The following is a 21,358-nucleotide window of genomic DNA, read 5'->3' as shown; positions in this document are numbered from 1 at the left end:
TGTTTAAGGGATATTGATACACTCTATGTACGATTTTAGTATTCCCCCGCCTGGTGTGAATAAGTAAAGATCTGGCTGCGGGGTAGTGAGCTTTTCCTGACGATTAGATGTGACAATGGTGCTGCATGAGGCTCAAAGAATGCTCCGTATGGCATAAACGGGACAGCCCTTGGATCGGCGGTGAATTCCATGCTGCCTGACGGTACCGCAGGCAGCATGGGGAGAAAATCTTCCAATGGGATGAAAACGTTATCTTAACATCAGGGCCGCACGACCCCCAGAAGGCACTTCCGTGCCTCTTGCCGGGGCGTCCACCTGCTTTCGTTACCAGCAAATCCTGGGTCTCCTGAGAGATCACCTGCTGCATACTGGACTTGATAATGTCGCAGCCGGCGACCAGATGCTCCATCGAGACGGTCAGCGGAGGCATGATCTTCAGCACGCAGTCTCCTCTGCCGGCTCTTTCAATGATGAGCCCGTTCTCGAAGCTGATCTCCGTCATCCGCTTCGCCTCGGCTTCATCCTTTCTGAACCTTCTGAAGTCATGGAGCAACATATTCTCGGCAGTCATTTTCCACAATTGTCGGTCCCCGCATGCCAGCTTGCTGGGTAGCCAGTGGACTGGTCTCTCGCACACAGCTTGGATAGGTATAAAAACCATCCAATTCTATTTTCTATCATAATTGGAAAGGTAACCTAGGTAAAATTATATCAAAATTCCGAAGAATGTATAGTAAAATTTTAGTTAAATTTGGTCAAGGTGTTAATATTTTGCCTAAAAATAGCGAATGGAGAAGAAACGCTGGGAATGGTTTTCCATCAATCGAGAAATTCGACGCGTGTCGACATTCAGGCGGGGTGCCGGCCGATTTGGGAGATCTTCCCTGTATACATTCTCTGCCGGTGCTCCGAATCCTTGCGCTTTGCGATAACTTAACATGATTACCTGACGAATTTCTGGAAGCCTGGTTGGAAACGTGACTGGATGTCAGCTGGATATTCTGCTGGAAAATCCGTTGGATACTCGGTTGGAACTGCCCGGCTGGAAGCTGGCCGTAGCGTCCGCCCGGATGGCAGCCGGCATAGTTTTGTATCCCGCCGTCTTCACTGCGCCTCTGCTAGAGTAAAGGGCAGATAAATTCTGCCCCTCCTCATCAAACCGTACGTGAGGTTTTCCCTCATACGCTTCTTGGCATACCATTTTGTGAGTCGCTGAAGGATGTACCAGTCACGTTTAGCCATCTTCCTTTGGCTGTAGGTCGTAACGTAGTAGTTACGCCAACCCTGTATTTTCGGGTTTAAGTATTCCAAATGTTCTTGGAATGATTTGTGACGCATATTCGCAGGGGCTAGTCGTTCCTTCACGACTTCCCTAATTCGCTCCTTTGCCTTACGGCACAGCCATTGTTGGGTCGTATAATATACTTGGCTTTCGGAAGTTTCGGCCTTCGTCTTTCGGTGATGCATGCCTAGGAAGTCGAAGCCTTCTTCTCCTGTCCATAGTCCGACGATTCGCGTTTTGGTCGGGTGTAACGTTAACTCCAGACGTTCCATTATCGTTCGAATGATCTCGTATGCCCGATCCGCATCCTTCTTGGGGATATATTGGCGCTTTACGGGTTTCCCATACCCTGGCCTTTACCTTGTTTTATCCATTTTTCTATCGTGGTGGGAATTGGATATGCTTGAGCCATAATGCCCCTCCATTCACCTCGTAGTTTCTAATGCAAAAAAAGCCCCATTGTAAAAACAAGGTGCCTGACTTTAAGATGTGTGATATATAATTTTTCAAGAGAGATTTCAGTACTAGGCTAGCTTCTTAATAAATTAACTTTCGACAAAAAAACGTAAATTATAAAGGATGTATATTTAGTGAGATTATACCATGAATTGTGCTTTAAGGAATAAACAAATAGGTCTTACCATCATAAATATCTTGGTTATCGAGGTTGGTATACAATCGCTCAGCACGTAATTTTCACATCTTTGGTCTCCGTCGGATTATCTTAGGTTGCTTTCTTTTATTCTCCAATCCCTTTGAAAAATAACACTGCTACAGATAGTGTCGTCTTAGAGGAATCTTAAATTGGGTTGCTTTTTATGAAAAAATTTATGCATCCATTCGTCTTTCTCCAGCTTGGTCAGTATATATTTAGTCGTTATATTTTTTAACTGACGAAACCGATTAATCTCAGATTTTTTAAAGAAACCTTTTGCAGCATACTCCATCAATAACTCGTAATTAATACGCCCAGCACAAACTAAAGAATCCTCACTTAATTGACCAAGTGCATCTTTGACATTAAGCTGCGGACTTGGGATCACTACATTCAAGCTTCCAAAAGGAAGCTCTATTCTTTGAATTTCCTCTTTGACCCCCCCGACTCATGGCTTCGCATGAGCTGTAGAAGGATATAAGAGTGTACGCATATACTCCAAGGAGCACTAATATTCAAACCAGGATTCGTAACGAACATCTTATAGACGTCGGTGTGCCCATGGCATCAATTACATCTTGGATGGAAGATCCTATCGTAAATGGAGCGGCCCCCTTCTTCTTTGAGCCAATAGATACTTTCAAATTATGGTTGATATTATTCCACCCAATGATATGATCATTAGAGTCCAATTCCACATTTGATTCCCATAAGTCCATGAGTTTCCGATGGCCGATGTCGAAGTTCCCATAACATCAATCACTTTTTGCTTCGGAGACCCTATAGTAAAAAAATTGGGACTTTCTTCTTCCAGATTTATATGGATAGCCGTGTGTCCATCTCAATTGGATGGATCATATGTCTAATGTGAACTTAAAACATAACTACTGAAGGCTTTGCAATAATGAGTCCCCTTCACGGCTCCGCGAAGGTTCATTTATCTCTATACCGCTTTAACTTCAAATCAACAATTCCCTCTATTTCCTGTTTATCGCCCAGGTCTAACTTTCGAAATCCTGAGATTAATTTTGATTCAAGATCATCTAACTTAACTTGAAATAATCCACTATAAAAAGTTGCCGCCTCATCAAGTAACAACCAATCTAAATCAATATCGAAATTTAGTTTAAGGGCAATTACGGTTTCTAAGGATGGTTTGTATTTATCTTTTTCCAATTCACTTAATGTACCCTGAGAAATGCCAATAGTAGATGAAAAGTCAGTTTGATTAAGCTTATTTAATTTACTTATACTCTTTATCTTTTCACCCAAAGTCTTCATTGCTCCACCTACCATCCATAAAAATGAAATAAATACTTAATTTATAATAGTTATATATATATTATATATTCATTTGTATTTTAGATAAAAAAACATTTTTTTATCGCGACAATAAGCTCTTGATTTCTCATACTGTTTTCAACAGAAACTTGGATTTCTCCTGCTTCAATTACTTAAGATACCAATACAGGAAAGGGTTCAAAGCCCTTTGATTTGTCATGCAACTATACTCGCTCTGATTGAGCCAAAGCAGTCGCCTCCTGAATTTAATAAAAAAGCCCGATGATACTTGCTCATCAGACTTTTGTTAAATACTTACTAAGAAGAGATATTATTGTTATTTTTCATTAATATTTAGTACACAACTTTATTGTCCGAAGACAAATTAGTGTCTATATACAATAAAGTTGAGTTCTCAAATCATATTTAAAGCTTCTCCTTCAATTAAAAAAGTCATTTTATAATTATCCGTTATTACTTAGCCCCTCATCGGATTTTAATTTCAAAAAGTTGGCCACTGAATCAGAGAAATAAATCATATAAATAATGTAGATAAGGGGATTAATCAACGCCTCTTTTCCCCAGAGCGAAGGAAGCACAATATCCTGATCTGACAGCCCAATTTGCGACAACATTTCTTCGCCAAAGCGACTGAGAAATTTTGAATACATTGTTGTTGTATAAAAAGAATGGGTTTGTTCAACTTTATCTCTATTTAAAAAATAAAACATGTTCTTTCGGATTTTAGTAAAGCGAATGGCTCTTTGCATGTGAAGCAGGAGGCAGTTATTGTGGGCAATGGTAAACAAGTCGTTATTAATATTTGAATGAGTACAATGAAGGGATTGAAAAAACTCGCGCAAATGTTCAATCCTGGTATGTTAAACGTAGCAAGAGGGATGACATAGCTTGGAGACAATTTGTGATTTACCAGCCCCCACATATAGCTTGATTGCGCGCATAAAAACAACCTTCTCCCCACTTTTCAGGTGCCTTGTTCAAGCGCATATCTTGTAAGCTGGACACGATTTTGAAGATGCAACTTTTGCAATATAATTTTCAAATGGTTTTTAACCATAGTATAACGAGGTTCCATTTATTTGAATGCAGGCATTCAATGATACTCTTCTCTTATACTTAACCTTGCATAATACTATCAGGAAGAGTATCTCGCTTGATATGAGGATCGTAATTGGCGACCACAAGAATATCCATATGCCGCGCAGTGCGCAGCAACTTTTGGATAATTGTTCCTTCTCGTAAACGTTTCCATATGGGGCTGTCACTCTAAGCAATAATGAGTTGGGTAGTATGATATTCATTAGCTCTGGCAAGAAGAATATCTGCAAGCTTATCAGAATGCCCAAGTGGCACAACTTCAAAATGCCCGCCTAGACGCACTACCAGGCTTTCGAGTTTCTCTTTTTTCATCAATTCCTCTTCATTCATCGTATCCGTTGGGTGTACATATGTGACAATCCATTGTGCCTTTAGTCGGAATGCAATTCTAAATCCCCGCCGGATTAACCTTTCTGCATTGGAACTCAGCTTGACGCATACGAAAATGACCTCCCGCTTATTCCAGGGTCCACGTAAGGAACTTTTGCGCTCCCATGCTTCCAGACGTTCATCCACATCGTCCGCAATTTCCCGAAGCGCCAGCTCCCTTAAAGCAATTAATTTTCCAATTTTAAAAAAGTTCCCCAGAGTCTGATCTATCTTCTCCCGGGCATATATCTTTCCTTCCTTCATACGGGCTTGTAGAGCCTGCGGTGCCACATCGATCAGCTCGACCTCGTCAGCAAGGCGAAGAATGGAATCCGGGACGGTTTCCCTGACACGCACCCCTGTAGATTGCCCCAGTATCCATTTCTACAAGTTCAGTGCCTGAATATTGTGCGCTCGATTAATGGCAGTTCTGCAACCTGCTGGATGGTTTCTTTTCGCCCATGCGTTTCCAGCAAACCAATTACAACATCAATGCCCTTTTTAAGAAGATGATTGCCCTCTCGCAGCATAGTGTAGGTTTTGCCAACTCCAGGAGCCGCACCAATAAAGACCTTGAATCTTCCCCTTTTGATTCGTCCAATTTTCTCATCCACTTCCCGTGAATTTAAGCGGTGATATAACGGGTTTTTCTTCCGATTGGTCATTTTGGCTGGCAGAATCCGCTCTCCATGGTGCTCCGCCCGATCAGCAACGATAAAGATATCCATATTTTTGGATTTTTTTAGAATGTCATTGATGACGGAGCCTTGCCAGAAATAATGTCCCGGTTGCAGTATAACGAGCTTTCGAGCATCTTGGTGCATCTTCTTTCAATTGTTCTAGAGTTAAAGCTGCGCAAGCAGTCTTCGGCATATTTAAATAAATCAACAAAGCTTATGACTGAGACAAAATTCCTTTTACAAACAATGAGACACTGTGCTTGTAGAACTCTTCCTCGGTGACGAGTTGGGACTGATATTGCCGGTGAATCAGCTCGCTCATCTGAAATCCGTAGCACATCGAGAGAAAAGACATGGCGGCAAGACGCTCATCCTGTCTGGCTATAACTTTTTTCTTCTGCAAGCGTTCAAAATATTCAACCAGCAAGGAGTGCAGCTTCACCGGCGGATCGGCCAGCACTCTGTCCAATTCGGGAAGCATTCCTTTGTCGCGGATGCCAATCAAAATGATGTCCGCATTTTTATGGAAAAACAAACGGTACTGCTGGCTTACATTCAGCAGATCGACTTCCGGATTATCGGTCGCGTCCTCTTTTAACAGCTTCTCAAATTGCGGGATATCCGAATGTCTTTCAATGATGGCTTCCAATATGCCTTTCTTGCTTCCAAATTGCCGGAAAATCGTAGATTCATTGACTTTAGCTTCCGTTGCAATGGCTTTGGTGCTTACTCCCCGATAGCCCTTCTTTTTGATGAGCCGTGTCGCGGCTTCAATGATTCTGTCTGAAGTTTGCATTGTATTTCTCCTTTTGCATATGTTAAACCTATTCTACTACAAGTTTTGCATGTGCAGCAGGGTCGGGGTTCATCATTTTCATAAACGTTTATTTAAGGCAAATCGCTTCTTTTTTCCCAGCGGCTTGGTTCCGTAATCTTGACATGATCAGGCACCAATTGCGTGAGCGTGCCTAATTTATCAAATGTAATCTGGATTCGGTCAGAGGGCAACAGCCATTGTTCGGTCTCGATTGCGCAGCAATCCGGTATCGTCCCCATTCCTATAATCGTGCCCGGGAGCGGCGTGAAAACTTTGAGAACCTCCTCCATCACTTTTGCAGGATGTGCAGAATACTCGGATGTGCTTCCCTTCCAGTGCAGTCTCTCCCCGATGCGTACATCCACATCCAGTACCAGCGGGTTGTCGATTTCATCCGGCGTAACCAGAAATGGTCCTATTCCTTTGCTGCGATCAAAATCTTTGCAGCGCGTCGGTCCGGTCAGCGCCTGAAAATCCGGCCACTGCACATCGCGGACAGTACTGTCGTTAAAAATAACATAACCTGCAATGCAGTTCCCCTTCCCTGTAACAAAGGCCAGCTCCGGCTCGATATCCAGGTAGGAAGTGTACGAAGGCCAATGAATCGTATCCCCATCGCCAATTAATGCATTATGGTTACACTTGTAATAACTGAAAGTTACTTTATTCGGATCTTCCTGGAATTTTTCGGTAATATTTCGTTTAAGCTCTTCTCTTTCCGGCCCTGTATATTCTCTTTGCAGCAGATTTGCGCCAGCATTTCTCAGATGTCTTGGCGTCAGCCCAAAATCGATAAGCGCAGCCGGATTCGGAACCGGCGGCAGCAGTTTTACCGCTGCAATCGGGCAGATTTCATGTTCATTGAATTGATGCGACTGTTCGACAGCATATTGCATCAATTCCTTAGCGGCATCATAACTTGCCGGCAAATAATGAAGATAGCTGTCCATACATTCAAGACTGTCAACGAATGTTCCCTGCTTTTTCATGATTGCGGCAAAAGACACGACAAATTTCTCGTTAATTACAAGCCCAAACAAAGGTTCCTGGGATGTCTTGGTTTGAAAGGTTACTAGCTTCATGTTGCAGCGCCTCCATCCATGTAGTGTGATGTTGTTCTGTTACTATCATATAGCACAGAGAAAATGCATGCAAGTACATGCTTGCATTTCTGTTTTCCATTCTCTATAATAAAGACATAGTCAGTATGCCTTACCCCAAAAACATATACGCAAAGGAGAATTTTCATGAAGTATGGACGTATTATCCAAAAACCTCGTGTTAAATTTTTTGAAGTTGCAGATGGCGTCTTTGCCGGTATTTCGCCGTATCGCGGCATCAGTTGGGCCAATGCCGGGTTCATCAACAAGGGTGAAGGGCTGGTGTATGACACGTTCTTCGATTTGTTCCATGCGCGGGAAATGCGGGAGGCTTTTATGGAAGTAAGCAACGGCGGCTCTCCCGCATATGTGGTGAACTCGCACTATAACAGCGACCATGCCTGGGGAAACAAAGTGTTTGAAGATGCTTGCATTATTATGCACAAGGAAGCGTCCAGAGAGCGTCTCACCGAAAATATCGCCTGGATGGACAGCGTCATTAGAAGAGGAAAGGATTCTCCGGAATCGACTTCGGGCGAGCGGTTTTTTGCAGCGGAATTTGAAGGATTCGACCTGGAAGGCGTAGAATGGGTGCTCCCGAATATTGAGATAAAGGACGATATCAACATCCGTCTTGGAGATACGGAAGTTATGATTTACAACGTAGCTCCGGCCCACTCTGACAGTGACTTGCTGCTGTGGATGCCAAAAGAAAAAGTGCTGTTCGCCGGCGATGTCGTGTTTAACGGTTGTACGGCATACAGCGAAGAGGGAACCCTCAATTGGGTTAAAGTGCTTGATCGCATTATTGATGAAATTAAACCCGAAATCGTTGTTCCAGGACATGGCGCCATCTGCGGCCTGGACTTCGTGAAGGAGCAGAGAGACTACCTCCTGAATCTGATCAGCGAGTTCAACAAGCATTACAATGGCGAAATTGATTCCTTGTCCCTGACCAAGCAAATTGATATTTCCCGCTTTCTTCATTGGATTCAGCCAGAACGCTTGTATGTTACAGTGGATATCCTATTGAAAAGCAAACGAGGGTTACCACCCCTTCCAATTTGGAACGAGGTGCCTGCTAAGCTGGAAGACATGAAAGCTTTTTTGGCCGGAAAATATGGTAATCAAATCAAGCCATGGGACCCTATGAGTGTTTGGCAAGAATAGCAATTTGAAGCTAGCCTACGAAAAACAAAAAACGGCCCTGTCGCAAACGATGCGAACAGCGGCCGTTCTTTTGAATTGTTCCACGGAAATAAAATCGGCGCTTAGAACCGATTATGAAAAAAATGGAGATGGACTTATGACTTACTAGTAGAACTCTTCTAAAACGATATAACCAAAATTTGATGTTAAGTGTATTTCTCTTCTTTAAAGGGATTCCAAGACTTTTGGCGGTAGCCACCATCACTAACCTGCCCGTTAGCTTAATGACGAATCGTCAGTCTAAGACTTTATTTTCTCAATCTATATCTTTATTTTCTTAGTCTAGAACTTTGTTTTACGGTCTAATACTTTATTTTCTTTTAACATTTTTAAGGCATCTTAATAAGAAGCTTCCGGGAAAGATTAGTACCGAACAATCTTCAGCTTTATAAAATCAATAATTTCATCTCTATCTTCTTTAGTAAGTTCTCGAAACAAAGAAATAAGTTCTAGTTCCTAGGCTTCAATAGCTAAATTAAAAATAGGGTTCTTTGATACAGGCGTATCTCCAAAGATTAACCACTCTATATGGGAATTGAAGTTTTCTTTAATTGCTATAATTATATCAAGAGAGGGTCTATATTTATCTTGCTCTAGTTCACTCAACGTTCCTTGAGAAATTCCAATTGTATTTGCAAACTTTATTTGATTTAAGTTGTTTGTTTTTCTAATAGTTCGAATTCGTTGGCCTATTGTAGACATAATTGCCCTCCTAAGCTAAAAAGATCCCGATATATCATCGGGATCTTTCTTGATGTTTGTAAAATGACCAGTTCCAGACTTTTTTTACTGGTTCCACACTTTTTTATCACCAGACAATTAGTTTAGCATTTTACTAAAGCTTATTCTACGGTAACACTTTTCGCCAGGTTACGTGGTTTGTCAACATCATGACCCAGTGCAAGAGAAGCGTAGTAAGCCAACAGTTGGAGAGATACAACCGAAATTGCAGCAGACAGGATTGGAAGTGTCTTTGGAATGGCAAATACCTGATCCACGGACTTCAGCAACTCAACTGCGTGCTCTTCGTACGTAATTGCAAGAACATCTGCACCACGAGCCTTAACTTCCTTAATGTTGCTCACGGTTTTCTCCAACACGGATTCCTGTGTTACCAAAGCGATAACCGGAATGCCGTCTTCAATCAATGCCAGTGTACCATGCTTCAATTCACCCGCAGCATAAGCCTCGGAATGAATGTAGGAGATTTCCTTGAGCTTCAGGGAGCCTTCCTGTACTACAGCATAGTCCTGACCGCGACCAATAAAGAACAGGTGCTTGTGGCTTGCAATTTGCTCAGCATAGGCTTTGATCGCATCTGCTTTACCCAGCATCTCTTCCACTTGCTCTGGCAGGGATTCCATAGCAGCCAGCACATGAGCTACTTGCTCATCCGTTTGTGTGCCACGCACTTGAGCGAGATACAAACCAAACAGATAGAAAGCAATCAACTGCGAAGAATATGCTTTAGTGGAGGCTACGGCAATTTCCGGTCCTGCCAGTGTAACCAACACATCATCTGCATCACGGGCAATGGAGCTACCGACTACGTTTGTAATCGCCAGTACATGAGCGCCGTTTGCTTGTGCTTCACGCAGTGCTGCCAACGTGTCAGCAGTTTCACCGGATTGGCTCACCACGATCACCAATGTCTCTGGTGTTACGATAGGTGAACGATAACGATATTCGGAAGCTACATCATTTTCTACCGGTATACGAGCCAGACTTTCAATAACTGTACGACCAATCAAACCAGCATTGTAAGCTGTACCACACGCAACAATTTGAATGTTGCGGATATTTTTAATTTGTTCTTCTGTCAGCTTCAACTCAGGAAGAACAACTTTTTTAGCATCTTTATCGATACGGCCCAACATTGTGTCACGATAAGCCTTAGGCTGCTCGTGAATTTCTTTCAGCATGAAATGCTCATAGCCGCCTTTTTCTGCTGTTACAGCATCCCATTCGACATGAATCATTTCCCGAGAAATAAATTGGCCTTCGATTGTCATTAATTCGACAGCATCACTGGTCAAAACAGCCATTTCGCCATCGTTCAAAATAAATACATTGCGTGTATATTTCAGAATAGCCGGAATGTCGGAACCGATAAAGTTCTCGCCTTCTCCCACACCAATAACCAGCGGGCTAGCTTGACGAACAGCAACCAGCTTATTAGGCTCATGCTCTGTCAGCACACCCAGTGCAAAAGCACCTCGCATAAAGGTAATAGCTTTTTGTACTGCTTTAACGATATCCCCTTTATATTCACGCGCAACCAGATGGGAAATAACTTCCGTGTCCGTTTCGGAAATAAAGGTATGACCTTCGCTGATCAGCTGCTCCTTCAGCTCCAGATAGTTCTCAATAATTCCGTTGTGAACTACAGAGAACTTTTGGCTCTCATCCAAATGTGGATGGGAGTTTTCATCAGAAGGCTTACCGTGCGTTGCCCAACGTGTATGTCCGATACCTGCATGGCCTACCAATGGCGTACCATCCAGTTTAGCTTCCAGATTCGCCAGACGACCTTTAGCCTTAGCTACTTGCAATCCTGAATCTGTAAACACGGCAATACCCGCAGAGTCATAACCGCGATACTCCAGCTTCTTTAATCCGTCAATCAATACCTCTTGTGTATTCTGATTACCAATATATCCTACAATGCCACACATATTCGTTATCCTCCCGATCATCATTTCACAAGACGACTCATCACAGGACTAACGTGTGCGGTAGATTGCGGAATAAAGTTCATTCATCTATGAAGTTGTCAATGATAACTATAGAATTTACAGGCATCTCTTCACGAATGTAACGAAATTCCCAAACCGCGCACGCCAATGATGATGGCCGCACATTCATGAAATGAATCTTATAATTTAGGTTATAAAATAATAAAGGCATCTACCGGTGCGTTGTGTAAACAGTTGCCTGTTCATTTTCCGCTGCCGGTTTACGGCTTGATGCTTCACCGGAAGGTCCCCGCCGAATGTTTCGAACACCTTCACCTCGTCAGCTTGTTTTGTCGTGAACCGATTTGCGAGCAACTTTATCTCAACTGAATCCGTTGCTTCTCCACCAAGTCCCCCCGCACAAAATCAAGCTCTGGCGCTTGTATTACGAACCTTACAACCCTCACTTTCTCTATCTGAGTCACAGCATCCCTATATTATATTCAGCTAAGTATCATTTGGCAATGACACTTTATTCATAATTACACCATGAAGGTCATAAATCGTTAGTAAATAACCGCAAACGCCGTTGCCTGCTTCTTTTTCGCAGGCAACCGACGTTTACAAAATTTTAAACTAATTCTTTCTTCACGACATCTACGATCTGACCGACAAATTGCTCCAGTTCGTCCTTATCCGGGCCTTCGGCCATCACACGAATAAGTGATTCTGTGCCTGAAGCACGGACCAATACACGCCCATTATCACCCAATTGTTGTTCCACCTGCTCAATTGCTTCTGCAATAGCAGGATTCCCCTCGTAATTGCGTTTGTCCTGCACACGCACATTTACGAGCACTTGCGGATACTGTTTCATGAGCGATTTTAGCTCACTCATTTTCTTGCCAGAAGCTTTCAAGGTATCTACCAGCTGAATCCCGGTCAGCATGCCATCGCCTGTCGTATTGTGATCCAGGAAAATAACATGACCAGACTGCTCACCGCCCAGATTAAATCCACCCCGACGCATTTCTTCCATCACATAACGGTCCCCGACCGCAGTTTTTGCAGTCTTGAGTGCCAGCTTTTCAGTAGCTTTATAAAAACCGATATTACTCATCACTGTCGATACAATGGTGCTATCCTTAAGTTTTCCCGCGCGGTTCATTGCATCTCCGCAAATGCAGAGAATATAGTCGCCGTCTACCTCTTCCCCGTTCTCATCAATCGCGATCAGACGGTCGGCATCGCCGTCAAAGGCCAGACCAATATCCGCTTTCAAGCGGCGCACTTCCTCTTTCAACTTCTCAGGATGAGTCGATCCGCAATGATCATTGATATTCAAACCGTTTGGCTCGGCACCGATGGTATGTACCTCAGCTCCCAGTTCTGCAAAAAGCTTCGGCGCCAGCTCATAAGCTGCTCCGTTTGCACAATCCAGTACAATTTTTAACCCTTCAAAAGAATGGCTAATTGTTGTTTTCAAGAACTCCAGATAATCGTAGCGGGAATGCTCGTCTACAACAACCGTTCCCAATCCGCCGCCAATCGGACGAGGCAGTTGGTCTTCTTTTGCATCCATCAGCTCTTCAATTTTCAATTCCGTTTCGTCTGTCAATTTAAAACCGTCGCCGCCAAAAAACTTAATGCCGTTGTCTTCAACTGGATTGTGTGATGCTGAGATCATTACACCAGCGTCAGCTTTCAATTGACGTGTGAGATATGCCACCCCAGGTGTCGAAACAATACCTAGACGAACCACATTAGCCCCAATGGACAGCAAACCGGCTACAAGAGCCGATTCCAGCATCAGTCCGGATATCCGTGTATCCATACCAATAACAACTGTCGGTTTCTCTACATTACCTGCTAAAACATATCCGCCGCAGCGGCCAATGCTATATGCCAGTTCGGCTGTAAGTTCCTGATTAGCAACGCCTCGTACACCATCTGTACCAAAATATTTCCCCATGTAAAATGACTCCCTTTTTTTGTCTAATAAATCTTGATTATTTACTACAGATAAAACATGTTATGGCTGACTGTTCTCCGAGGTTCCATTCGCAGAAGAATCTGCGCCGTTATGAGGATTTGTTTTATCCTCCGCAGCTGCGTTGTCCCCGGTCTTAGCGTCAGAGTCTCCACTTTGACTGCCTTGCCCCTCCTGTGGCCTCTCCTGCCCCTTTTCGCCACTACCAGAGGGGTTTGATTCATTCTCACTGTTTGGATTCGTTACAGCAGGAGTAGAAGGGCTCTCAATGTTGACCGTTGCCTTTAGTTGGCTAGCATTTCCGGCTTGCGTAATATATTTAGGCAAGCCTACTTTCAGAGTAACCTCGTGTTGACCAGCCGCGAGGCCACTTACATCTGCCACCAAACTAATATCATCATTGGTTAAATTGTTTACCATATCCTGCGGGCCCTTCACAGTAACATCCATCGTCTTGCCTGCGGGCGCTGTAACAGTCGCAGTCGCTCCATCTCCTGCACCTTGTAAAACGATTGGGATGCCTGACAGCGTCCGTTCCGTATCTGTGACTTCATTGGAAGGAACGACGGTCACCTGAATTTGTATTGACCCTGGCTCGATTTTATCAGAACCTGAAGGGGCTGCCAAATTAGCTTGAACTGCACGGGTCCCCGCTTCCGTAAATTGACTTAAATCCAATGTAGCCGTGACGTAAGAACTAAGGCTGCCCAATACATCCTGCGATGCATACACCGCCGCTTCTTTCACGTTTGCATTGACTTTAGAAAGCGCCAATCCGTCTGGCAACTCTCCGGAATATACAATCTTAACAGGCACAGATTTCGCCTGCTGAGTTACCGGAATTTCAACGGACACAGTGGATGGCTCAATGACCGCACCTGTAAGTTCCTGTCCCTTTTTGTTATAAGCCTTCAGTTTTACACGGTTCTGTTCAAACTTTTCTGAGATGCCATCCGTATTAACAGCCCCCTGAACGGCAGTGACGGTACTCAACTGGCTTTTGGGCAAGGTAACCTTCACGGTTTGAGGAGCAATCACAGGCTTACCAAGCTGCAATCCCGCATCTGGATTTCCCTTAGGAACTATAGATACATTAAATGATTTCGTTTGTTTTTCCTCAATCGTCACTGTAACACGGTTAGGAGTCATAGATACCAATTCCACCCCGTCCGGTAAATCCGGTTCGAGTGATAATGTTTTAGTGCCTGCTCCTAAGCCGTTTAAGTTTAGCTTTGCCTGATAATTATCCGCGAAAAAGGAAGTCAGCACAGAGCGCTGTCCTCTAACTTCCATCTTTACATGGTCAGTATCCATGGTAGACAATACATATTTTGAATCATCCAGACCACTGGCCTGAATGGCCACATTATCAATCACTTTATTATTATAAGAAACGGTCAGCGTAGATGAAGGTGTACCTGTATCTAGATGGACCATTCCCCACAGCAGAACAGCAACCGCAAGCGCCAAAATCTTTGAAATCGTATTATTGTTAATCCATTTGTCCATCATGAATTTCCACGGCCTCCCCTCCGATTCCAGAATGAGCCGCGTTTTTCCTTCAAAGACTGTGTTGGCCGCAACTCCTCATACAGCTTGGAGATTAGGGATTCTTCCTTAATGTCGCGCACGACCTGTCCATTAATGGCCAAAGAAATTTGCCCTGTTTCCTCTGACACCACGACAGTTACGGCATCCGTTACCTCACTCACCCCAATCGCAGCCCGGTGACGGGTTCCCAACTCCTTGCTGATGAACGGATTTTCCGATAATGGCAAATAACAGGCCGCAGAAGCAATCTGTTTATTTTGAATAATCACCGCACCATCATGCAGAGGGGTATTAGGAATGAAGATGTTAATTAGCAGTTCAGAACTGACTACAGCCTGTGTCTTGATACCAGACTCTGTATATTCGTTTAGCCCTGTCTCACGCTCAAATACGACCAAAGCTCCTATTTTCCTACGTGATAAATAATTCAGCGCCTTAATCATTTCTCCGATTAACTTGTTAATTTCTTCATCATCCGCAGACGAACGCCCAAATAGTTTGCCACGCCCCAACTGTTCTAGTGCACGACGCAACTCAGGCTGAAAAATAATAAAGATAGCCACCACACCAAAGGTGAACATCTGGTTCATCAACCACTTGAGGGTATACAAATCAAACCAGGTACTAACCGCCCAAATGACAACCAGAAATAGAATCCCTTTCAACAATTGAACTGCACGCGTTCCGCGAACAAGTAAAATAAGCTGATACATAATATAGGTTACGATCAAAATGTCGATAATATCTTTAATGGACTCTTTCCAAGTCAGGTCCGCAAAATAATCCAACATGCGCATGCCCCCGCAATTTTCTGTAGTGAGTGGGTGTAATATGTACACAGTATGCTCTCTCTATCTAGGTTATAACGATCAGGCTCACGTTGCAAGCTGTGTGACAAAAGAACCGCTAAAATCAGTAAAATACAGTACAATTCGCCAGCTTCATATACAAAAAAACGCCTTTTCCAGCGGAAAGAGGCGCTCGATATCGTCCTTGCCATTTCAAGCTTCTTTTATGGAGAAGAGGGTCCCCCGAATAAATCAGTAACCTTGTACCAAATCCAATCCAAGGTTTGATCAATACTTTTAACCTGTCCTGCAATATGAGCGGTGGACGCTTGATAATAAGAACCATCAATTACAGTTACATTTCCTTCCACATCGCCGTATACACGGGCTTCACCATTTTGCACTGTTAGATCTCCGGCAATGGATTTCCCTTCAGGCACAATCACAGTATCACCCTGAATAACGACTTGATCCAGTTGGCTTCCTTTGACTACCAATTGATGGTCCGTGCTAGAAAAGCTGGCCATGCTTGAGCATATAACAATAAGGAAGAAGGCAGCGGCTGTTACAGCGGGATGCCTTTTCACCCACGTCAGCATAGGCACCGCAGTCTGTCTTTTATGCGGCGGCAAAGCATTCATAATGCGAAATGTCAGCTCATCCGATACACACGGCACTTGATGATAGCGTGTACCGTAAAGCATCGCATCCGTCCGCTCCAGCTCTTTAAAACGCATGCGGCATTCCGGGCAGTCTAACAAGTGCTGTTCCAACTCATGTTTGTCCTGCTCAGACAGGTCGCCATCTAGATAGTCATGCATAAAAGAGACGGCTTGTTTGCAATCCATATGAGCCAATCCTTTCTAATATTCTTCCGTGTTTCTCAACATAACATGCTCCGGCTTAGAAACTTTGCTCATCTTACATACGTTACAACGAGCATTATGTTTCATAAAAACATCTATGCAGACTCTTTTCCTAGAATCTATGCGTATGATCTATAGCTTGTGCTCCAGTTTTTTGCGCAGAAAATCCCGCCCCCTGTGTACTCTTGTCTTAATCGTGGTAACTGGGAGATTGAGCACATCGCTGATTTCCTGTAAGGAAAGCTCCTGCAAGTACCGTAAAACCATAATCGTCCTATATTTATCCGGAAGGCTGTCAATGGCGTCATGAATTAAAGCCTGCGTTTCGGACAGAAGCGTACTCCCCTCAGGGGTAAGCTCTTCACTGGCGAGCATGGCGTACCCATCGACACCTTCCTGATCATTCATTTCAGCATCAAGTGAGTATGTAGGTTTTCTCCTTCGCAGACGATCAATGCACAGATTTGTAGCAATTCGATAAATCCAGGTTGAGAACTTCTGTCCATGATCGTATTTTTCCAAATTACGATACACACGCAAAAAAGTTTCCTGCACCAGATCCTCCGCCTCATGGCGATTACCTAGCATCCGGTAGGAAAGATGAAAAATCCGATCTTTATATAACTCGACTAACTCCGCAAAAGCTCGCTGATCGCCTTTCTGTACCAGCCTTACCAAGCGGCTTTCCATATTATCCACTCTATACTCCCCCAGACTTGCTGATGGGTTACTTACTACATGTTTATGATTATTCATCGTAGTTTAATTTTATCCGGAAATCAACTGTAGTATTGTTACTAACTGCAAACACACCTGCCATCAATATACAAACAGCACAATCGGGCACCCCATGAGTACCCGATTGCCTGTATTCGTACAACCACACTATATCAGCCCGTATTTCTTAAGCCTGCGGCAATTCCGTTAATCGTCAACAATACCTCACGCAGCATTTCAGTGTCATCACCGTTCTGATCCCGCAGCTCCCGTAGCTCACTTAATAATTGAACCTGCAAGTAACTTAACGGATCGACATAAGGATTACGTAACCGGATAGATTCCTGGATAACCGGCACGTCGTCCAAAATCTCGGATTGTCCGGTTATTTTCAAAATCAACTCAGATGTCAGCTTGAACTCCGCTGAAATCTGCCCGAAAATGCGCTGCCGGGCCTCTTCGTTATCCGACATCCCAGCGTACTCTTCTGCAATCAGTAAATCCGCTTTAGCGATTGCCATTTGCAGTGTATCAATAAGTGACCGGAAGAAAGCAGAGTCCCTAAACATCGTTTGCAGCACTTTAAGGTTATCCTCATTGTTTTGATAGAAGCTTTGCAAACCTGTTCCAGCCGCATACCACGCAGGTAATAAGTAACGGCTTTGTGTCCATGCAAAAACCCATGGAATGGCGCGCAAGTCCTCAAAACGTTCGCTGTTCTTACGCTTGGACGGACGAGATCCAATATTCAGCTCGCCCACCTCAGGCAACGGTGTAGATTCTTTGAAGAAGTTGAAGAAATCTGGATCTCGGAAAATCAAATCCTGATACTTATCCAGTGATACTTGGGAAATGCGGGCGATAATCTCCTCCCAGCTCTCCTCAAACACTTCCTTCTTCCCGGAACGATGATATGCCACAGCCGTAATCAGCGCCGATGTTGCCTGCTCCAAGCTCCGGTACGCGATGCCTCTAAGCGAGTATCGGGATGATAGTACTTCGCCTTGCTCCGTAATCTTGATTCCGCCTCCAATCGTATGAGGAGGCTGAGCCAAAATACTGCGATTAAGTGGCATTCCACCACGACCCAGCGCACCTCCACGACCATGGAAAAACTTCACTTTTACGCCAAACTCATTAACTACTTCCGTAATGCTATTCATAGCGACCCGAAGTTCCCAGTTCGCTGTAACCACACCGCCATCTTTATTACTGTCTGAGTATCCCAGCATAATCTCCTGAAGCTGGTCCATCGCAGCCACAGATTGTCGATATACAGGCAAGTTCATCAATCTTCTCATAATATCGGGTGCAGCGTGCAGATCATCTATCGTTTCGAACAAAGGAACAGATTGCAGCGTACAGATAACAGTGCCATCCTTCTCGATGCGGAACAGGCCCACCTCTTTGGATAAGACCATAACCTCCAGTAAGTCACTGGCTCCCTGAGTCATACTGATCAAGTAGCTTGTAATGGACTGCTTGCCGAATTCCTCCTGAGCCAAATAAATCGTACGATATACGTCAAGACATTCCTGTGTGCTATCGCTATATTTTAAATACGGTGAAGTAATCGGACGAGGTTCATTCAGCAGCTTTTCCAGCAGATTTATTTTTTCTTCTTCTGACAGCTTACTGTAATCCGACACAATATTCATTTTAGAAAGAATTTCAGTCATCGCATTTTCATGTTCTTGACTATGCTGACGCACATCCAGCGTAGCTGTGTGAAATCCAAACAACTCTACCTGGCGAATCATCTTTTGAATATATGTGTTTGCTACATAATCGGCAAAATGATGACGCAGGCTGTTATCAATAACATTTAGGTCTGCAATGAGCTCTTCCGCAGAGTTATAACGCTCATTGGTGCCCTGTTTGCTTTCATCCAGGATGTTGTTCACTTTAGCAATCATAAATGCTAGTTTAATGCGATAAGGCTCTTTTTCGTTATGCCATACTTCCATCTTTTTAAGTGTAATGTGAGTACGGTCTTCTTCAATAGAAGCCAGCAGATCATCGGAAACTCGCACAATGCTGGTGCTGAAACTCAAGTAACCCATGAGTTCCTTTAACGTGTGCTGATATTCTCTCAAAGCCAACTTGCGCTGCATACGTAACGTTTCCCAAGTCACATGAGCTGTCACAGACGGATTGCCATCCCGGTCTCCACCGATCCAGGAACCAAATCTCAGATAAGTGGGTATGTGCCATTTTTGTTCGGGATAATATTTGTCCAAACATCGTTCCAATTCTTGGTATACATCTGGCAGTACATGAAACAAGGTCTCGTGAAAATAATACATTCCATTTCTCACTTCATCTAATACAGTTGGCTTGCGATCACGCAGCTCATCTGTCTGCCACAGCGTAATTACTTCGTTTAGCAGATTCTCCCGTACCTGTTCCCGCTCACGCAAGGTAAGCATCGGATTATCCAGCAGCATGACGTCCTCGGAAATGCGCTTGTGGATATCCAGAATTACTCGTCGTGTCGCTTCTGTAGGATGTGCGGTCATGACCAGCTCCAAAGAGAGCTCTTTCAGCAAGTTGCTAACGTCCTCAGCGGAGAAGCCCCCTTGTTTAAGCTCCTGAACGGAACTTTCAATGGAACCGGGCTGAACATCTTCACCAGCGGAATGCTCATAATCCCGCTTACGACGAATACGATGGTTTTGCTCAGCGATATTCACCAACTGAAAATAAATCGCAAACGCGCGAATAACCTGGTGACGAATATCCGTATCCAGTCCGCTGACCATTTGTTTGAAATTCTCATACAACTCCGGCTGATACCCGGCACGTAACGATTTACTTGTCTCACGTATTTTCTCCACGATATCCAAAAGTTCGTTGCCACCCTGATGAACCAAAACCTCACCAAGAATATTCCCTAGAAAACGAACGTCCCGCCGTAGCAGATTGTTGGATTGGTTTTTGTTAGCGGTTAACGTAAGCTCAGTCATGCTTTTCCCCCCATCTGATCTGTTCCACACCATATACAGTTGTAGCAAAGGTACGTATACACACGAAATTTGACACTTTCTTAACATCATACAATAAAAACGCATGAAAAGCTGCAAAATTTACAGTAAAAAATCATCTTTTTGAATTACTTCTTTCGAGAAAATATTGGATTGTTATGAATAAATATGAAATTAATAAATAGTAATGAATGTATACACTAGTGATGCGTGAAACATTATGCACAGTCTCTTATAAAGAGTGTGTTTTTAAAGGTACAAATTCATGCGACATAGTGTGTATATGTTTATTATTTGTTGACAAAGTCAACTCCATTAGCCTTCTATCCACAAAGATATACACAAATTAGCCATTTTCTCAGTGTTTCTAAGTATTTCCTCTTTAACACTTCGCTTTTTACCCACATAAATAAAGGGAAATGTGCACAACCCAAGAGCAACTGTTGAGTTATCACCATGAATTCGTACCATAATAGCTATAGGATTCCTATATTTAAAGGATTTGATCACGAAATTAGCCTTACTGCAGGAGAAAGGGGTACGTTAGAGGGGAAATACGGGATCTAGGTGTCAAAAGTAACAAGAGCCTATGTACAATATGCACAAGTCATCCCCAACTGTGCATGACAGGAGACATAATTGCACTAGCTTATATACATAGAAGTAAATGTAATGTGGACAAAATAAAAAGAAGCCTTTCGGCTTCTAGGTAATCGGTAAGCGGGTGATGGGAATCGAACCCACGCTATCAGCTTGGAAGGCTGAAGTTCTACCATTGAACTACACCCGCAAAATAGTATCGGGATGACACGATTTGAACATGCGACCCCCTGGTCCCAAACCAGGTGCTCTACCAAGCTGAGCTACATCCCGATATAATTTTTTAAAATATGGCGCGCCCTGAGAGATTCGAACTCCCGGCCTTTTGATTCGTAGTCAAACGCTCTATCCAGCTGAGCTAAGGGCGCAAATATGGAGCGGACGACGGGAATCGAACCCGCGACCCTCGCCTTGGCAAGGCGATGCTCTACCGCTGAGCCACGTCCGCAAAAACAAGATGCGCGTGGAGGGACTTGAACCCCCACGTCAAAGACGCTAGATCCTAAGTCTAGTGCGTCTGCCAATTCCGCCACACGCGCATGTAATACAATGGTGAGCCATGAAGGACTCGAACCTTCGACACCCTGATTAAAAGTCAGGTGCTCTACCAACTGAGCTAATGGCTCTTAATGGCTGGGGATATAGGATTTGAACCTATGCATGACGGAGTCAAAG

General features: G+C 43.8%; 16 protein-coding genes, 6 tRNA genes and 3 pseudogenes. 2 read left to right on the top strand and 23 right to left on the bottom strand.

The features are described 5' to 3' along the window. Nucleotides 1-322: 322 nt before the first annotated feature. Nucleotides 323-523, bottom strand: a pseudogene (locus GRP75_RS30445) (diaminobutyrate--2-oxoglutarate transaminase); the annotation flags it as partial. Nucleotides 524-977: 454 nt separating this feature from the next. On the opposite strand from GRP75_RS30445, the gene GRP75_RS08790 reads away from it, so the two are divergent. Further along, a complete protein-coding gene (locus GRP75_RS08790) occupies nt 978-1,127 on the top strand; it encodes a hypothetical protein (protein WP_023990470.1) in 150 nt (49 codons plus the stop codon). On the opposite strand, the gene GRP75_RS29615 is transcribed toward GRP75_RS08790, so the two are convergent. The 8 genes and pseudogenes from GRP75_RS29615 to GRP75_RS08750 form a co-directional block, all read right to left on the bottom strand. Further along, nucleotides 1,105-1,554 carry a group II intron maturase-specific domain-containing protein gene (locus GRP75_RS29615; protein WP_237448968.1) on the bottom strand — a complete coding sequence of 150 codons (450 nt, stop codon included), beginning with the start codon at nt 1,552-1,554 and terminating at the stop codon, nt 1,105-1,107. The two genes, GRP75_RS08790 and GRP75_RS29615, sit on opposite strands and share 23 nt — an antisense overlap. A gap of 516 nt (nt 1,555-2,070) precedes the next feature. After that, complete coding sequence (locus tag GRP75_RS08780; RefSeq protein ID WP_144390594.1) at nt 2,071-2,334, bottom strand: hypothetical protein; 264 nt, start codon at nt 2,332-2,334, stop codon at nt 2,071-2,073. Nucleotides 2,335-2,870: 536 nt separating this feature from the next. Further along, nucleotides 2,871-3,218 carry a helix-turn-helix transcriptional regulator gene (locus GRP75_RS08775; RefSeq protein WP_160789113.1) on the bottom strand — a complete coding sequence of 116 codons (348 nt, stop codon included), beginning with the start codon at nt 3,216-3,218 and terminating at the stop codon, nt 2,871-2,873. A gap of 464 nt (nt 3,219-3,682) precedes the next feature. After that, nucleotides 3,683-4,081, bottom strand: a complete 399-nt coding sequence (locus GRP75_RS08770) for a hypothetical protein (RefSeq protein ID WP_160789112.1) — start codon at nt 4,079-4,081, stop codon at nt 3,683-3,685. Between the two features lie 122 nt (nt 4,082-4,203). Beyond that, nucleotides 4,204-4,293 (bottom strand): annotated as a pseudogene (locus tag GRP75_RS29610) (DNA-binding response regulator); the annotation flags it as partial. 62 nt (nt 4,294-4,355) lie between these two features. Next, nucleotides 4,356-5,479: pseudogene (locus GRP75_RS30725) on the bottom strand (histidine kinase); the annotation flags it as partial. Between the two features lie 121 nt (nt 5,480-5,600). Then, complete coding sequence (locus GRP75_RS08755; protein ID WP_053326174.1) at nt 5,601-6,182, bottom strand: TetR/AcrR family transcriptional regulator; 582 nt, start codon at nt 6,180-6,182, stop codon at nt 5,601-5,603. A 92-nt stretch (nt 6,183-6,274) separates the two neighbouring features. Next, the gene (locus tag GRP75_RS08750) at nt 6,275-7,285 is read right to left on the bottom strand and encodes a fumarylacetoacetate hydrolase family protein (RefSeq protein WP_160789111.1); all 1,011 of its coding nucleotides are present in this window, start codon (nt 7,283-7,285) and stop codon (nt 6,275-6,277) included. Between the two features lie 165 nt (nt 7,286-7,450). Between GRP75_RS08750 and GRP75_RS08745 the strand changes: the two genes are divergently transcribed. Beyond that, a complete protein-coding gene (locus GRP75_RS08745; protein ID WP_160789110.1) occupies nt 7,451-8,473 on the top strand; it encodes an MBL fold metallo-hydrolase in 1,023 nt (340 codons plus the stop codon). 495 nt (nt 8,474-8,968) lie between these two features. On the opposite strand, the gene GRP75_RS08740 is transcribed toward GRP75_RS08745, so the two are convergent. From GRP75_RS08740 to GRP75_RS08675, 14 genes are all read right to left on the bottom strand, one after another. Further along, complete coding sequence (locus tag GRP75_RS08740; protein ID WP_053326177.1) at nt 8,969-9,214, bottom strand: helix-turn-helix domain-containing protein; 246 nt, start codon at nt 9,212-9,214, stop codon at nt 8,969-8,971. A 140-nt stretch (nt 9,215-9,354) separates the two neighbouring features. Continuing rightward, nucleotides 9,355-11,187 carry a glutamine--fructose-6-phosphate transaminase (isomerizing) gene (gene glmS, locus GRP75_RS08735; protein WP_160789109.1) on the bottom strand — a complete coding sequence of 611 codons (1,833 nt, stop codon included), beginning with the start codon at nt 11,185-11,187 and terminating at the stop codon, nt 9,355-9,357. Between the two features lie 631 nt (nt 11,188-11,818). Continuing rightward, nucleotides 11,819-13,159 (bottom strand): phosphoglucosamine mutase, encoded by a 1,341-nt coding sequence (glmM, locus tag GRP75_RS08730; RefSeq protein WP_013312125.1) that lies wholly within the window; start codon nt 13,157-13,159, stop codon nt 11,819-11,821. A 60-nt stretch (nt 13,160-13,219) separates the two neighbouring features. Then, nucleotides 13,220-14,689: a CdaR family protein gene (locus GRP75_RS08725; RefSeq protein WP_023990481.1), complete on the bottom strand. Its 1,470-nt coding sequence runs from the start codon at nt 14,687-14,689 to the stop codon at nt 13,220-13,222. Further along, nucleotides 14,686-15,519 (bottom strand): diadenylate cyclase CdaA, encoded by an 834-nt coding sequence (gene cdaA, locus GRP75_RS08720; RefSeq protein WP_160789108.1) that lies wholly within the window; start codon nt 15,517-15,519, stop codon nt 14,686-14,688. The genes GRP75_RS08725 and cdaA overlap by 4 nt, the downstream gene beginning before the upstream one ends. Nucleotides 15,520-15,740: 221 nt before the next feature. Then, the gene (locus GRP75_RS08715) at nt 15,741-16,364 is read right to left on the bottom strand and encodes an anti-sigma factor (protein ID WP_013312128.1); all 624 of its coding nucleotides are present in this window, start codon (nt 16,362-16,364) and stop codon (nt 15,741-15,743) included. 150 nt (nt 16,365-16,514) lie between these two features. Next, a complete protein-coding gene (gene sigW, locus GRP75_RS08710) occupies nt 16,515-17,081 on the bottom strand; it encodes an RNA polymerase sigma factor SigW (RefSeq protein ID WP_016818747.1) in 567 nt (188 codons plus the stop codon). Nucleotides 17,082-17,272: 191 nt separating this feature from the next. Continuing rightward, nucleotides 17,273-20,065, bottom strand: coding sequence for a phosphoenolpyruvate carboxylase (ppc, locus tag GRP75_RS08705; RefSeq protein ID WP_053326180.1), 2,793 nt, complete (start codon nt 20,063-20,065; stop codon nt 17,273-17,275). A gap of 737 nt (nt 20,066-20,802) precedes the next feature. Further along, a tRNA-Gly gene (locus GRP75_RS08700) sits at nt 20,803-20,873 on the bottom strand. Between the two features lie 9 nt (nt 20,874-20,882). Then, nucleotides 20,883-20,956 (bottom strand) — tRNA-Pro (locus GRP75_RS08695). An 18-nt stretch (nt 20,957-20,974) separates the two neighbouring features. Continuing rightward, a tRNA-Arg gene (locus tag GRP75_RS08690) sits at nt 20,975-21,051 on the bottom strand. Nucleotides 21,052-21,056: 5 nt separating this feature from the next. After that, nucleotides 21,057-21,131 (bottom strand) — tRNA-Gly (locus GRP75_RS08685). Between the two features lie 10 nt (nt 21,132-21,141). After that, a tRNA-Leu gene (locus GRP75_RS08680) sits at nt 21,142-21,222 on the bottom strand. 11 nt (nt 21,223-21,233) lie between these two features. Beyond that, nucleotides 21,234-21,309: transfer RNA gene (locus tag GRP75_RS08675), tRNA-Lys, on the bottom strand. Between the last annotated feature and the right edge of the window lie 49 nt (nt 21,310-21,358).

It is taken from the genome of Paenibacillus sp. OT2-17 (assembly GCF_009827695.1).
Classification (GTDB): Bacteria; Bacillota; Bacilli; order Paenibacillales; family Paenibacillaceae; genus Paenibacillus; species Paenibacillus polymyxa_B.
The sequence above is the reverse complement of the archived record's forward strand: the minus strand, read 5'-3'. Positions and strand labels throughout refer to the sequence as shown.